Source organism: Kitasatospora sp. NPDC015120 (assembly GCF_043080305.1).
Taxonomy (GTDB): domain Bacteria; phylum Actinomycetota; class Actinomycetes; order Streptomycetales; family Streptomycetaceae; genus Kitasatospora.
In genome coordinates this window covers 268113-281630 of record NZ_JBIBVJ010000007.1, presented here as the reverse complement: position 1 = coordinate 281630, position 13518 = coordinate 268113, and the positions used below count along the sequence as shown (strand labels likewise).

The following is a 13518-nucleotide window of genomic DNA, read 5'->3' as shown; positions in this document are numbered from 1 at the left end:
CCCTAGAATGCCCGGCATGAGCGCCCCCACCCCCGATCCCGACCCGCACCGGCAGGAGCGGCTCGAACGCCTCGTCGGCCTCTCCTCCGGAAGCTATCTGCTGGTCACCACCTTCAAGAAGGACGGCACCGCCGTGCCGACCCCGGTGTGGGTGGTGCGCGACGGCGAGGCGCTCGGCATCTGGACCGTCGCCGACTCCTGGAAGGTCAAGCGGATCCGCAACCGCCCGGACGTCCTGGTCGGCCCGTGCGACGTGCGCGGCCGTCCGACCGGCGGGTCCTTCCCGGCGACCGCCGAGATCCTCGGCCCCGAGCGCACCGCGGCCTACCGGACGCTGCTGCGCCAGAAGTACGGCCTGGTCGGCGTCCTCACCCTGCTCGGCAGCCGGCTGCGGCGCGGCGAGCGCGGCACCGTCGGCATCCGCCTCACCCTCACCGGGCCCGCCGACGACTGACCTCCCGTCTCCCCCGCCCCTTCCGTCACGGGCGGCTCGTCCGGTTCATGCCAGGCAAAACGTTCTTCCGTTGTACGCCTGGCCGTCCGCCGGAGCGCGCGGTATGGCAACGGTGGCGCTGCTACAACACACAGCGCCCCACCATCATCCGTTCGCGCGTCAGGAGGTCGCCCCATGCGGCGAACCGATCGAGTCCGGCTCCGTGTGCTGGCGGTGGCATCGGCCGCCGCCGTCGTGGGAGCGCTGACAGCCCTTCCGGCCGGCACCGCGCACGCCGTGTCGCCGGACATCGTGATCAGCCAGGTGTTCGGCGGCGGCGGCAACTCCGGTGCCCCGTACGCCAATGACTTCATCGAGCTGTACAACCGCGGCACCGCTCCGGTCTCCGTCACCGGCTGGACGGTCCAGTACGCCTCGGCGGCCGGCTCCTCGTGGTCGAAGACCACCCTGTCGGGCACCATCGCCCCCGGGAAGTACTACCTGGTGCAGGAGGCGGCCGGGGCCGGCACCGGCGCCGCCCTGCCCGCGCCCGACGCCACCGGCACCCTCGCCCTGGGCGCCAACGCCGGGAAGGTCGCGCTGGTCACCAACGCCACCGCGCTCACCTGCTCCGCCGGCTGCGCCACCCAGCCCGGGGTGAAGGACTTCGTCGGCTACGGCACGACCGCGAGCTCGGCCGAGGGCTCGCCGACCGGCAACCTCGCCAACACCACCGCCGCGCTGCGGGCGGGCGGCGGCGCCACCGACACCGACAACAACGCGGCCGACTTCGCCGTCACCGCGCCCGTCCCGCGCAACTCCTCCTCCACCGGCGGCGGGACCGGCGGCACCCGGATCCACGACGTCCAGGGCGCGGCCCGCACCTCCCCGCTGGCCGGCCAGGCGGTCAGCGCCGTCCCGGGCGTGGTCACGGCGGCCGGCCCGAGCGGCTACTGGTTCCAGGACCCGCAGCCCGACGCCGACCCGGCCACCAGCGAGGCGGTCTACGTCTACACCGCGGGCGCGCCGGGCGTGGCCGTCGGCGACTCGGTCAAGGTCGGCGGCACGGTGAGCGAGTTCCGCCCGGGCGGCACCGGCGGCACCACCAACCTCACCACCACCGAGATCACCGCTCCGGTCACCACCGTCCTCGCCCACAACGTCGCGCTGCCCGCCGCCACCGTGGTCGGCGCGGGCGGCCGGATACCCCCGGCCGCGGTGATCTCCAGCGTCACCACCGGCGACGTCGAGACGGCCGGCGGCTTCCAGCCGGCCACCGACGGCCTGGACTTCTGGGAGTCCCTGGAGGGCATGCGGGTCCAGCTGAACAACGCCGCCGTGGTCGGCCCGAGCAGCTCCTTCGGGGAGATCCCGGTCGTCCCGCAGGGCTCGGCCACCCGCACCAACCGCGGCGGCATCCTGCTGCAGGCCACCGACGGCAACCCCGAGCGGGTCCTGCTGGACGACGTGCTCGCCCCGACGCCCGCCGCCAACGTGGGCGACACCCTCTCCGGCGCCACCGTCGGCGTCCTGGACTACTCCTTCGGCAACTTCAAGCTGCTGGTCACCGCGACCCCGGCGGTGACGCCCGGCGGTCTCGCCGCCGAGACCACCGCCGCCCCGGCCGCCGGCGAGCTCGCCACCGCGACCTTCAACGTCGAGAACCTCGCCCCGGGTGACCCGCAGAGCAAGTTCGACGGCCTCGCCGCCGCCATCGTCAACAACCTCCGCTCGCCCGACCTGGTCGCCCTGGAGGAGATCCAGGACAACTCCGGCGCGACCGACAACGGCGTCACCGCCGCCGACCAGACCGTGGACAAGCTGGTCGCCGCGATCGGCGCGGCCGGCGGCCCGGCCTACTCCTACCGCCAGATCAACCCGGTGAACGACCAGGACGGCGGCCAGCCCGGCGGCAACATCCGCCAGGTCTTCCTCTACCGCACCGACCGCGGCCTGACCTTCACCGACCGCCCCGGCGCCGGCTCCACCACCGCCGACTCGGTGGTCAACAACGCCGGCACGCCCGCCCTCGCCTACTCCCCCGGCCGCATCGACCCGGCCAACTCCGCGTTCAACGCCAGCCGCAAGCCGCTCGCCGGCGAGTTCCGCTGGAACGGCCGGCCGGTGTTCGTGATCGCCAACCACTTCAACTCCAAGGGCGGCGACCAGCCCCTCTTCGGCCGCTACCAGCAGCCGTCCCGCCCCTCCGAGACCCAGCGGCACGCGCAGGCCACCGTGGTGAAGAACTTCACCGACCAGATCCTCGCCGTCGACCCGAACGCCGCGGTCATCGTCCTCGGCGACCTCAACGACTTCGAGTTCTCCGCGACCGCCGACCTCCTCACCGCCGGCGGCTCCCTGGTCGACCTCCCCCGCACCCTCCCCCTCGCCGAGCGCTACACCTACGTCTACGAGGGCAACTCCCAGGTCCTGGACCACATCCTCGTCTCCCCCGCCCTCGCCGCCAAGCCGTACAGCTACGACATCGTCCACCTCAACAGCGAGTTCGCCACCCAACTGAGCGACCACGACCCGCAGGTCGTCCGCATCCCGCTCCCGTAGCCCTCCCCCGCTGCCCCGGCGTCACCCCCGGCGCCGGGGCAGCGCCGTACCCCGGGGCCCGGACGGTCCGATTGCGCGCGTACACTCACCTCGCAATCCGGGAGATCCGGATCGAGGGCACCGTCGGCACCCTCGCGATCGCCGCCGACCTGCGGGTCGGCAAGCTGCGGACCTCCACCGAGGTCCCGGCGCCCGAGCAGGGCTACCCGTTGAGCTGGGTCAAGCGGCTGGTCCGTCAGCTCGGCGAGGCCCCGGCCGACCTGCACGTGGAGACGCTCACCGACGGCGGAGCGGCCGGCCCCCGGGGCACCCTGGAGAAGCTGCGGCCCGAGCCGGGCGACCTGCTGCCGAAGGACTCCTCGCGGCTCACCGGGTTCCGGCTCTCGCTGTCCAAGAGCATGGGGAGCACCCGGGGCAACGCCGAGAGCGGCTTCATCCGCAGTGTCGACGCCGCCGTCGAGCGGTTCCACTCGGGCGTCCTGGTCCACCTCGACCAGCGGCCGGGCGGCCGGGCGTAGCCGGACGGAACGGCGAGGGGCCGGGGCGCGTGCGGGAGACCGTGCGCGCCCCGGCCCCTCGCCGTGTCCGGGGCGGGGCGGCGGCACGGGGCGGGGGTATGTGATTCGGGTCATTCGGGGTGTTCGGGAACTCGGCGGGGTGGTGGGACGACTGGTGGGGGGTGAGCGGGATGTCGCCGGGTGGCCGGCCGTTGAGTGTGCTGGCGGGGTTCGCCCTGCTGCTGGTGGTGGTGTTCGTCGTGGCGTTCGCGGTGGGGCGCGGTGCCGGGCCGGTGACGCCCGGGCTGACGCCCGGCGGCGGGGGCGGCGGCAAGCCCGGGACGGGCCATGAGATGGGGGCGGGCCGGTGACGTCCGTGACGGAGAGCGCGGGGAGCGGGGACACCGGCGCGCTGGTGAGCACCGATCTGGCGGTCGGCGGGATGACCTGCGCGGCCTGTGTGAGCCGGGTGGAGAAGCGGCTGGCCCGGATCGAGGGCGTGACCGCCGGGGTGAACCTGGCCACCGGGCGGGCGCGGGTGCTGCACCCGGCCGCGGTGGGCGTCGAGGCGCTGGTCGCGGCGGTCGAACGCGCCGGGTACACCGCCGAGTTGGCCCCTGCCGGGGTACCGGCGGCCGGTCCGGCGGAGGAGGAGGCCGGGGACCGGTGGCGGCTGGTGGTGACGGCGCTGCTGGCGGTGCCGGTGGTGGTGCTGTCGATGGTGCCCTCGTTGCAGTTCCCGGCCTGGCAGTGGGTCTGCTTCGGGCTGGCGCTGCCGGTGGTGAGCTGGGGCTCGGCCGGGTTCCACCGCCGGGCCCGGCAGGGTCTGCGGCACGCCGCGGCGACCATGGACACCCTGGTGAGCCTCGGTGTGGTCGCGTCCTTCGGCTGGTCCGCGTACGCGCTGCTGTTCGGCGGGGCGGGCGAGGTCGGCATGCGGATGCCGTTCTCGCTGACCGCGGACGGCGGCGGCACCGCGCACGTCTACCTGGAGGCGGCCGTCGGGGTGCCGCTGTTCGTGCTGGCCGGGCGGCTGCTGGAGGGGCGGGTGCGGCGGCGCAGCGGTTCGGCGCTGCGGGCGCTGGCCGAACTCGGCGCCAAGGAGGTCTGCGTCCGCGATCCGCGGAGCGGCGAGGAGCGGCTGCTGCCGATCGAACGGCTGCTGCCGGGGCAGGAGTTCGTCGTCCGGCCGGGCGAGCGGGTGGCCACCGACGGGGTGGTGGTGGAGGGCGGTTCGGCACTCGACCTGAGCCTGCTGACCGGTGAGTCGGTGCCGGTGGAGGTCGGGCCGGGCGACCGGGTCGCGGGCGCCACGGTGAACGTCGGCGGGGCGCTGGTGGTGCGCGCGACGGCGGTCGGCGCGGACACCCAACTGGCCCGGATCACCGCGCTGGTGGCGGACGCCCAGGCGGGCAAGGCGAAGGCGCAGCGGCTCGCGGACACCGTCGCCGGGGTGTTCGTGCCCTGTGTGCTGACGGTGGCGGTCTGCGTGCTGGGCTTCTGGCTGGGTGCGGGCGCCGACCCGCAGGCGGCGGTGACGGCGGCGGTCGCCGTGCTGGTGGTCGCCTGCCCGTGCGCGCTGGGCCTGGCCACGCCGACCGCGCTGCTCGCGGCGACCGGGCGCGGCGCCGAACTGGGCGTGCTGGTGCGCGGCCCCGAGGTGCTGGAGAGCCTGCGCCGGGTGGACACCGTGGTGCTGGACAAGACGGGCACGCTGACCACCGGCCGGATGGAGCTCGCCGCGGTGACCGTGGCCGCCGGCGCGGGGGTCGACGAGGACCGGGTGCTGCGGCTCGCGGGAGCCGTCGAGCACCGGTCGGAGCACCCCGTCGGGCGGGCTGTCGTGGGGGCGGCCCGCGCCCGGTGCGGCTCCGAGCCCCTTCCGGCGGTGGCCGGCTTCACGGCCGCCGCCGGAGTGGGGGTGTCCGGCGAGGTGGAGGGCCGTCGGGTGCGGGTGGTCCGCCCGGACGCGGCGGACGGGCCGCTGCCGCCGGAGCTGGCGCGGGCGCTGGCGGACGCCTCGGCGGCGGGCCGCACGCCGGTGCTGGTGGAGCTGGACGGGCGCCCGGCGGCCGTCCTGGCGGTCGGTGACACGCTGCGCTCGGGCAGCTGGCGCGCGCTGCACCGGTTGCGCGGCATGGGCCTGGAGCCGGTGCTGCTGACCGGGGACGGGCCGGGCGCGGCGCGGGCCGTCGCGGCGGAGCTGGGCATCGAGCGGGTGCACCACTCGGCCTCGCCGGAGCGCAAGGCCGAGGTGGTCGCGGAGCTGAAGGCCGCCGGGCGGACCACGGCGGTGGTCGGCGACGGGGTCAACGACGCCGTCGCGCTGGCCTCGGCGGACCTCGGGGTGGCGCTCGCCTCAGGCAGCGACGCGGCGATCGGCGCGGCCGGGCTGACGCTGGTGCGCGGGGACATCGAGGCGGTGGTGGACGCCGTCCGGCTGGCCCGGCGCACCCTGGCCACGATCCGGGTCAATCTGCTGTGGGCGTTCGGGTACAACGTGGTGCTCATCCCGCTGGCGGCGGTGGGGCTGCTGAATCCGATGCTGGCGGCGGTGGCGATGTCGCTGAGCTCGCTGCTGGTGGTGGGCAACAGCCTGCGGCTGCGGACCTGGCGTCCCGGGCGGGGCGTCATGGACGGGCGCGGCGGGCCCGGGGACGGCGGACCGGGCGCCGGCGGACCGGGCGTCGGCGGCCCCGGCATCGGCGGTCGGGCGGGCGCCGCGCGGCGGCCGGCCCGGGCGCGGCGGTCGGCGGGTGCGGCGTGGTGAGGGGGCCGGTGAGCGGGGTGGCGGGTGCGGTGACGGGCGGCCGGTCCCGGGCGGCCGAGCGGCTGCGGGTGGCCGGGCCGCCGGTGGCGGCCGCCACGGTGGCGCTCGCGCTGCTCTCCGGGTGGACGGCGATCGGCGGGGCCGGGACGGCGCGGCCGGTCGAGGCGGGGCCGGGCTGGCTGCTGCTGCCCACGGCGGGCGGGGTGCCGGCCACCGCCGCCTTCTTCACGGTCCGCAACCCCGGCGACATCCCCGACGAGCTCACCGGCGCCGACTGGGAGTTCGGCGGCCGGGTGACGCTGAAGCGGCATCTGCACCAGGGCGCCGCGGGCCGGTGGGAGCCGGTCGCGGCGCTGCCGGTGCCGGAGCGCGGCGAGCTGGCGATGTCCCCGGAGGACGCCGATCTGATGATCATCGATCCGCCTCCGCTGAAGGTCGGACAGTGGGTGGAGTTCACGCTCAGCTTCCGCCACAGTCCCCAACTGCGGGTCAAGGCGGAGGTCCGGCCGCCCGGCGGACGGCGCGGCAGCCGCTGAGGCGGACCGCCCCGCGCCGGCCCCCCGGACGCCCGGGGGTCCGCGCGGGACTGTCGGCCCCGTCCGGTAGTTTGTGCCCGTCCTGAGGAGGGCGCCGGGAAATCGGGTGTCCGAACCAGGGTTCCTGTGCTTGTCTGTGTCAGGCCGTCATACCGGCGGGTCGTACACGGACACACACCCGTACCCGCCGCACCGGCACCCGCCGACCGCACCCAGGAGCACCCCATCAACACCGTGATACGCCGGTCCGCCCGCACCACTCTGGTCGCGGCCGCCTGCAGCGCCGTCCTCGCCACCGGGCTCGCCGCGTGCGGCACCGTGCAGCAGCTCAGCGCCGCCGACAAGGTGTCGACGGCCTTCGACAAGCTCGGCCGGAGCAAGTCCCTGAGCGCCAAGGTGTCGGTCGACGCCACCGTCGAGCAGATCGAGGCGTTCGGCGCGGCCACCGGCGCGAAGATCGACAAGGAGAGCGCCTCCGCGCTGGCCGCCGTGAGCCTGTCCGTCGCGTTCAGCGCGGACAAGCCGCTGAAGGACGTCCAGCCGTCCAAGGGCGCCGGCAACGGCGAGGCCCCGAAGCCGGACGCCTCGCTCTCCTCGTCCGTCGCGCTCACCGGCAAGGACGGCGCGTCGCTGGTCGAGCTGCGCCAGGTCGGCGAGCGGGCCTTCGCCCGGGCCGACCTCGCCGCCTTCGGCAGCCTCTTCGGCGAGGACCCCGCCGAACTCGACGCCTTCACCAAGGACCTGCCCGCCGCCCTGCAGGGCGCGCTGAAGGGCAAGTGGATCGGCTTCGACGCCAAGGACCTCACGGAGACCGGCGGGCCGGCCGGCGCCGGGGCCTCCCCCGCCCCGACGCTCGCCCCCGGGGTCGAGGACGGCCTGGCCGCGTCGCTGAAGGACATCCTCACCCATGACCTGTCCTTCGAGGACAAGGGGAAGCAGGACGGCAAGGAGCGGATCACCGTCACCGCCCCGGCCCGCAAGGTGGCGGACGACCTGCTGAAGGCCTTCGAGCCGCTCACCAAGGACATCCCGAACCTCGGCAAGCTGCCGAAGTCGGCCCCGTCGGACGTGCCGGACCGCAACCTGTCCCTGGACGTCCTCCTCGACGGCGGCGCGCTGTCCGCGGTGACCTTCGACCTCGCCCAGCTGGACGCCAAGGCCGGCACGGCGACCCCCCTGCCGCTGCGGATCGCGTTCGCCAAGGACGCCCCGGCCGTCCAGGCCCCGGCCGACGCCGCCACGATCAGCGCGGAGGAGCTCGGCAGCGCCTTCGGCGACTTCGCCACCGGGTTCACCGAGGGCCTGCTGGGCTCCGGGGCCGAGGGCGCGGGCGCCTCGGACGGCTCCGACGGCCCGGGCGGGGCGGGCGCCCCGCTCACCGATGCCCAGGTGAAGGAGCTGACCGCCGGCGGCGCCCTGAACGAGGAGCAGGTCCGGCTCTACAACAAGCTGGGCATGAGCTACCAGGACATCAAGGACCTCGCCGCCATGGGGTCCTGACCCCGCGCTCCGCGCACCGTGCGGGCCGTACACCGGGCCGGCCGTACACCGTGCGGGCCGTCCGGCGCACGACATCCGCCCCGCCGTGCCCGAAGGGGCGCCGCGGGGCGGACGTGTCGTCCACGGGTGAACCCGCCGGCTCCGGACTCCCGTGTCCCCGGGCGAGGGGCCGCCCGGCCGGCGGGCGGTCCCGGTCGGGACCGACTGAGGAGTGTCCGTGCAGAAGATCAAGACGGCGGTGGCCGCCGCCGTTCTCGCCGGTGCCGCGATGACCGCGGCGCCCTCCACCGCCTCGGCGGCGACCGCCGTGGCGGCCCAGCCGATGCACTGCGTCAGCCCGGTCTGGGGCGGGGAGTACCTCTGCGGCGGCGAGTACGGCGACCCCGGCCTCGCCGAGTACGACTACCGGGACGGCCGGCGGCAGGTGTTCGTCATCGGCACCGACCACGCCGTGTGGACGCGTTCGAGCAGCGCGTCCGGCAAGAAGGGCTCCTGGTCGTCCCTGGGCGGCTACCTGACCGGCGGGGTCGGCATCACCGCCTCCGACACGGGCGGCGGCCGGTTCGAGATCGCCGCCCGGGGCACCGACGGCAACCTGTGGGCCCGGCGCCACGGCACGGACGGCAGCTGGACCGCCTGGGCCCGGATCTCCTAGCGCCCCGCCCCCGCCCGCCGCTCCGCCGTCGGCGGATCCAGGACGTCCTCCACCGGGCGGCGCGGCGTGGCGGCTCCGGGCGGGCCGTAACCGGCCCGCAGGACCAGCTGGACGTGCCCGGGCCCCTCCGCGGGGTCGCGCAGCCGCCAGCGGAGGTCGGGCCACTCGACCGCCTGGTGCCACACCGTCAGCCGCAGCCCGTGCAGGGTGGCCAGCAGCCAGACCCGCTCCAGCGCCTGCCCGGTGCGCAGCCAGTCCGCGGGGCCGTCGCCCGCGGTCGCGAGGGTGCACAGCTGGGGCAGTGCCTCGAAGCGCCGGGACGGCTGCGGCGGCCCCTCGTGGTGCGGCGGACGCCCGGCGAACTCGCGCATCGGCACCCGGGCGTCGTGGTCCTGCGGGCCGAGCACGGCGTACGGCAGGCCGTCGGTGGCGGCGGTGCCCCCGTCCGGCCGCAGCCAGGAGCGGGTCTCGGCCTGCCGGGCGGCGTCGTGGGCGATCCGGTCCTCGGCCTCGGCGGTGACCTCCAGCACCCGGCGCACCCCGGCTTCCTCCAGCACCGCGAGGGCCACGCCCTCGTCCCGGGCGGCCTCGGTCAGCTCGGCGGCGACCGCCTCGGGGACGTCCCGGTTGGTGAAGGGCAGACGGCTGGAACGGCGCTCGGCGATCGCCGGGTAGAGGTCCCGTCCGAACGGCCCGCCCGTCGGGGAGTCCTCGGCGGCGGGGACGGAGAGGTCCAGGACGGCGAGCAGCCGCGGGTCGGCCGGGTCCGGGAGCAGCCGGACGGCGGCCTCCCGGCCCAGCCGGGCGGCGGCGACCCGGAGGTTGAACAGCGCGGCGCCGGCCGCGATGTGCGCGGCGGCACCGCCGGAGTCCGCGAGCGGGACGGAGCGCTCCGGGTCGGCGAGCACCTCCACCCCGCCCCCGTCCGGGGTGGGGCGGAACCGCCAGGGCTGGCTGTTGTGCAGCGAGGGCGCCGCGCCGCCGGCGGCGGCGAGCAGCCGCAGGCCGGCCGGAGTGAGGGCTGACCGGGTCATGGTGATCCTCTCCTTGCCTCGACGCTCCGGAGCCGGTCGCCACGGCCGGCCCGGCCACGTGTCCCGCTACTCCCGAGGGTGCGCCGGGCCGGTCACCGCCGACAGGGTCCAACGGCCCGGATGCCGGTCGGCGGCGGTCCCGGCGCCTCCTGGCAGCCCTCCCGGCAGCCGTCCCGGTGGCCGGCGGCGGGAGGTCACCGGCCACGGGCGGTCAGTCGTGCGGGACGACCGCCACCGGGGCCTGGGCGTGGTGCAGCACGGCGTGGGCGATCCGGCCCAGCCGGGGTCCGAGGTCGTGCGGGCGGCGACGGCGGCCGACCACGACCAGGTCGGCGCCCGCGGAGTCCTCGACCAGCGTGCGGGCGGCGCCGAGGCGGGCCTGCTCGACGACCTCGGTGCCGGGGTGGCGCTCGCGGTGGGCGGCCAGGGCGGCCGCGAGGGCCTTCTCCTCCGCCGCCTGGAGCTGGGCCACCTCGGTGCCGGAGGGCAGGAAGCCGACGACCGCGAAGGCGGGCGGCAGGTCCCAGCCGTGGACGGCTCGGATCCGGGCGCCGCGCAGCGCGGCCTCGTGGAAGGCGAAGTCGAGCACCGCGTCGTCGGGGGCGGTGGCGTCCACGCCGACCACCACCTCGGGCACCGCGGGCCGCCCGGCCGTCCCGTCGGCCGGCTCGTCCACCGGCTCGTCCACCGGCCCGTCCACCGGCCCGTCCACCGGCCCGTCCACCGGCCCGTGCGAAGGCTCCTCGACCGGTTCCGCCGGCCGGACGACCACCACGGGCACGGGCGCGCGCCCGGCCACCGCCATGCTCACCGAGCCCACCAGCAGCCCCTTGAAGCCACCCAGGCCGCGCGAGCCGAGGACCAGCAGGCCCGCGTCCCCGGCGGCGGCGACCAGGCCGTCCACCGCGGCGTCCAGCACCGCGTCGGTCTCGACGCTCAGGCCGGGGTGGCGGGCCCGGACGTCCTCGGCCGCGGCGGCCAGCATCCGCTGGGCGGCGGCCGGGAGGTCCTGGGTGTCGGCGAACGCGGCGCGGCCGTCGGTCAGCCAGGGCCAGGCGTGCACCAGCCGCAGCGGGGCCCCGCGCCGCAGTGCCTCCTCGGCGGCCCAGTGGGCGGCGGCGGTGCTCTCGGGCGATCCGTCGACTCCGGCCAGGACTGCGGGGGTCATGGGCGTTTCCTTCCGCTGCGGGCCCGCCGCGCGGGGGCGGGTCTCGGGGTGGCTCTCCGGTGGGGCGCCCGGTGCGCGCTGACGCTCCGTCGGCCCCGGTTCCCACCCTGGTCCCGGGCCGGTCCGCCCGCCAGAGGCCGCAGGGCCCCCCGGCCGGGGGCCGTTGGTCCCGTGGGCCGTCCGCGCGCGTGGCGCGAACAGCGCGCTGTCGGCGCGCGAGTGGCCGCTTGCGCACCGTCCGCCGCGTGCATGACCGACCCCGGCGTTCCGCGCACATGCCAGCGGCACTAACGTGAATCAGGCAATCCGCCCGGTCTCCCGACCGGGGCACGGACCCGGACCAGCAGCATGTGAACACGAGGAGGACGCCGGTGGGCGGCGCGGAGGACACGCGGGCGGGCACCGGCGGAGACCAGCGCGAACGGGCGGACGACGCACCGCCGCCGGGCTGCCCCGCCCACGCGGCAGCGCCCCGGGCGACCCCGGCCCCGGCCGCGCCGGCGCGCTCCCCCGGCGGCCCCGCCGCCCCGCCCGCCCCGCCCTCCTCGGCCGCCCCCGGCGGTCCGCGGATCCCTCAGCTGCGGCTGGACGAGCTGCTGGAGGAGCTCCAGTGGCGGATCGACGCGGCGCGCGGCACCCGGGACCGGGTGCACAGCCTGCTGGAGGCGGTGCTCGCGGTCGGCCGCGAGCTGGACCTCTCCCAGGCCCTGCACCGCATCGTGGAGGCCGCCGCCGACCTGGTCGACGCCCGCTACGCGGCGCTCGGCGTGATCGGCGCGGACGGCCACACCCTCGCGCAGTTCCTGACCGTCGGCCTCACCCAGGAGGAGACCGACGCGATCGGACCGCAGCCGACCGGCCGCGGCATCCTCGGCGAGCTGATCCGCGACCCGCAGCCGCTGCGCTGCCCGGTGCTCTCCGAACACCCCGCCTCGGTGGGCTTCCCGCCGAACCACCCCCCGATGCACACCTTCCTCGGGGTGCCGGTGCGGGTGCGCGGCGAGGTGTTCGGCAACCTCTACCTGACCGACAAGCGCAGCGGCCTGGACTTCGACGCCGACGACGAGGCGGTCATCTCGACCCTGGCGGTGGCCGCCGGGGTCGCGATCGACAACGCCCGGCTGTACGAGGAGGCGCACCGACAGCAGCGGTGGCTGCGGGCGAGCGCGGAGATCACCCGCAGCCTGCTGTCGGGCGCGCCCCGGCTGGAGGTCGTGGAGCTGATCGCGCGCCGGGCCCGGGAGATCGCGGGCGCCGAGCTGGCCGACGTGTCGGTGGCGCTGGCCGAGCCGGGCGAGCGGGCCGCCGAGCTGACCGTGGAGGTGGCGCTGGGCGGGCGGCCGGAGGCCCGGCTCGGCGTGACGGTGCCGGTGGACGGCACGCTGTCCGGCGCCGCGTACGCCGCGGGCTCGCCGGCGACCAGCGACGAGCTGGAGCGCGACGCCCGCTTCCCCGCCGGTCCGCCCGGGCGGTTCACCGGGCTGGGGCCGGCCGTGGCGGTGCCGCTGGGCACCGGTGAGGGCTTCGGGCGCGGCGTGCTGCTGCTGGCCCGGGAGAGCGGGCGCCCGCCGTTCACGGCCGAGGAGACGGGCCCCCTGCTGGGCTTCGCCGATCAGGCCGCACTCGCCCTGGAGCTCGCCGAACGGCGCCGGGACGCCGAGCAGTTGACGCTCCTGGAGGACCGAGACCGGATCGCCCGGGACCTCCATGACCTGGCCATCCAGCGGCTGTTCGCGACCGGCATGACGCTGCAGAGCGCGGGCCGGCTGATCGAGAGCCAGAGCGCCGCCGACCGGGTCAGCCGGGCCGTCGCGGACCTGGACGAGACCATCAAGATCATCCGCTCGACCATCTTCGGCCTGCGCGCCCACAGCGAGCCGGACCGGGGGCTGCGGGCCCGCGCCACCCGGGTCGTCGGCGAGGCGCAGGCCACCCTCGGCTTCGCGCCGCGGCTCAGCATGGAGGGCCTGCTGGACACCGACGTGCCGCAGGAGCTGGCCGAGCACGTGATGGCCGTGCTCGGCGAGGCGCTCAGCAACGCCGCCCGGCACGCCCGCGCGAGCCGCGTCGAGGTGGCGCTGCGCGCGGCCGGGGGCACCGTCACGCTCACCGTGACCGACGACGGCGTGGGCGTCCCGGCCGGCGGCCGCCGCAGCGGCCTGCGCAACCTCGCCGAACGCGCCGAGCGGGCGGGCGGCACCTTCGAGCTGCTCCCGGCCGACGGCGGCGGCACCCGCCTGGTGTGGCAGGCCCCGCTGGGCGTGTGACCCGGAGCGGGGCCCGGGGGGCCCGACGCGACCCGCCGGCCGGTGGTCCACCGGCCGGCGGGTCCGCCTCAGGACGGTTCCGCCCCAGGACGGGCC

Annotated in this window: 10 protein-coding genes and 1 pseudogene; 9 read left to right on the top strand and 2 right to left on the bottom strand. The window is 76.7% G+C overall.

The genetic code is table 11. The features are described from left to right. Positions 1-16 precede the first annotated feature (16 nt). The 8 genes and pseudogenes from ACF1AK_RS19460 to ACF1AK_RS19425 all read left to right on the top strand — a co-directional run bounded on the left by ACF1AK_RS19460 (position 17) and on the right by ACF1AK_RS19425 (position 8953). Entirely contained in the window at positions 17-454 is a 438-nt protein-coding gene (locus tag ACF1AK_RS19460) for a PPOX class F420-dependent oxidoreductase (RefSeq protein ID WP_391500012.1), read from the top strand. A 174-nt stretch (positions 455-628) separates the two neighbouring features. Next, positions 629-2995 (top strand): lamin tail domain-containing protein, encoded by a 2367-nt coding sequence (locus ACF1AK_RS19455; protein ID WP_391500011.1) that lies wholly within the window; start codon positions 629-631, stop codon positions 2993-2995. A 101-nt stretch (positions 2996-3096) separates the two neighbouring features. Further along, positions 3097-3513 (top strand): annotated as a pseudogene (locus tag ACF1AK_RS19450) (hypothetical protein); the annotation flags it as partial. Positions 3514-3704: 191 nt separating this feature from the next. After that, positions 3705-3863: a hypothetical protein gene (locus ACF1AK_RS19445; RefSeq protein ID WP_380297930.1), complete on the top strand. Its 159-nt coding sequence runs from the start codon at positions 3705-3707 to the stop codon at positions 3861-3863. A gap of 71 nt (positions 3864-3934) precedes the next feature. Further along, positions 3935-6262: a heavy metal translocating P-type ATPase gene (locus tag ACF1AK_RS19440; protein WP_391500113.1), complete on the top strand. Its 2328-nt coding sequence runs from the start codon at positions 3935-3937 to the stop codon at positions 6260-6262. 8 nt (positions 6263-6270) lie between these two features. Further along, entirely contained in the window at positions 6271-6798 is a 528-nt protein-coding gene (locus ACF1AK_RS19435; protein ID WP_391500010.1) for a copper chaperone PCu(A)C, read from the top strand. 234 nt (positions 6799-7032) lie between these two features. Continuing rightward, on the top strand, positions 7033-8298 hold the full coding sequence (locus ACF1AK_RS19430) for a hypothetical protein (RefSeq protein ID WP_391500009.1): 1266 nt from the start codon (positions 7033-7035) through the stop codon (positions 8296-8298). A gap of 217 nt (positions 8299-8515) precedes the next feature. Next, a complete protein-coding gene (locus ACF1AK_RS19425) occupies positions 8516-8953 on the top strand; it encodes a hypothetical protein (protein ID WP_391500008.1) in 438 nt (145 codons plus the stop codon). On the opposite strand, the gene ACF1AK_RS19420 is transcribed toward ACF1AK_RS19425, so the two are convergent. Together ACF1AK_RS19420 and ACF1AK_RS19415 are read right to left on the bottom strand one after the other, a co-directional pair. Further along, positions 8950-9987, bottom strand: a complete 1038-nt coding sequence (locus tag ACF1AK_RS19420) for an Acg family FMN-binding oxidoreductase (RefSeq protein WP_391500007.1) — start codon at positions 9985-9987, stop codon at positions 8950-8952. The genes ACF1AK_RS19425 and ACF1AK_RS19420 overlap by 4 nt on opposite strands. A gap of 211 nt (positions 9988-10198) precedes the next feature. Further along, complete coding sequence (locus ACF1AK_RS19415; RefSeq protein ID WP_391500006.1) at positions 10199-11155, bottom strand: universal stress protein; 957 nt, start codon at positions 11153-11155, stop codon at positions 10199-10201. Positions 11156-11724: 569 nt separating this feature from the next. Here ACF1AK_RS19415 and ACF1AK_RS19410 point away from each other — a divergent pair. After that, positions 11725-13422 (top strand): GAF domain-containing protein, encoded by a 1698-nt coding sequence (locus tag ACF1AK_RS19410; protein ID WP_391500112.1) that lies wholly within the window; start codon positions 11725-11727, stop codon positions 13420-13422. Positions 13423-13518 lie beyond the last annotated feature (96 nt).

Bases quoted from the DNA above. Each gene is read 5' to 3' on its own strand.
- ACF1AK_RS19460 (WP_391500012.1), top strand. From the start codon at position 17: ATGAGCGCCCCCACCCCCGATCCCGACCCGCACCGGCAGGAGCGGCTC.
- ACF1AK_RS19455 (WP_391500011.1), top strand. From the start codon at position 629: ATGCGGCGAACCGATCGAGTCCGGCTCCGTGTGCTGGCGGTGGCATCG.
- ACF1AK_RS19440 (WP_391500113.1), top strand. From the start codon at position 3,935: ATGACCTGCGCGGCCTGTGTGAGCCGGGTGGAGAAGCGGCTGGCCCGG.
- ACF1AK_RS19420 (WP_391500007.1), bottom strand. From the start codon at position 9,987: ATGACCCGGTCAGCCCTCACTCCGGCCGGCCTGCGGCTGCTCGCCGCC.
- ACF1AK_RS19415 (WP_391500006.1), bottom strand. From the start codon at position 11,155: ATGACCCCCGCAGTCCTGGCCGGAGTCGACGGATCGCCCGAGAGCACC.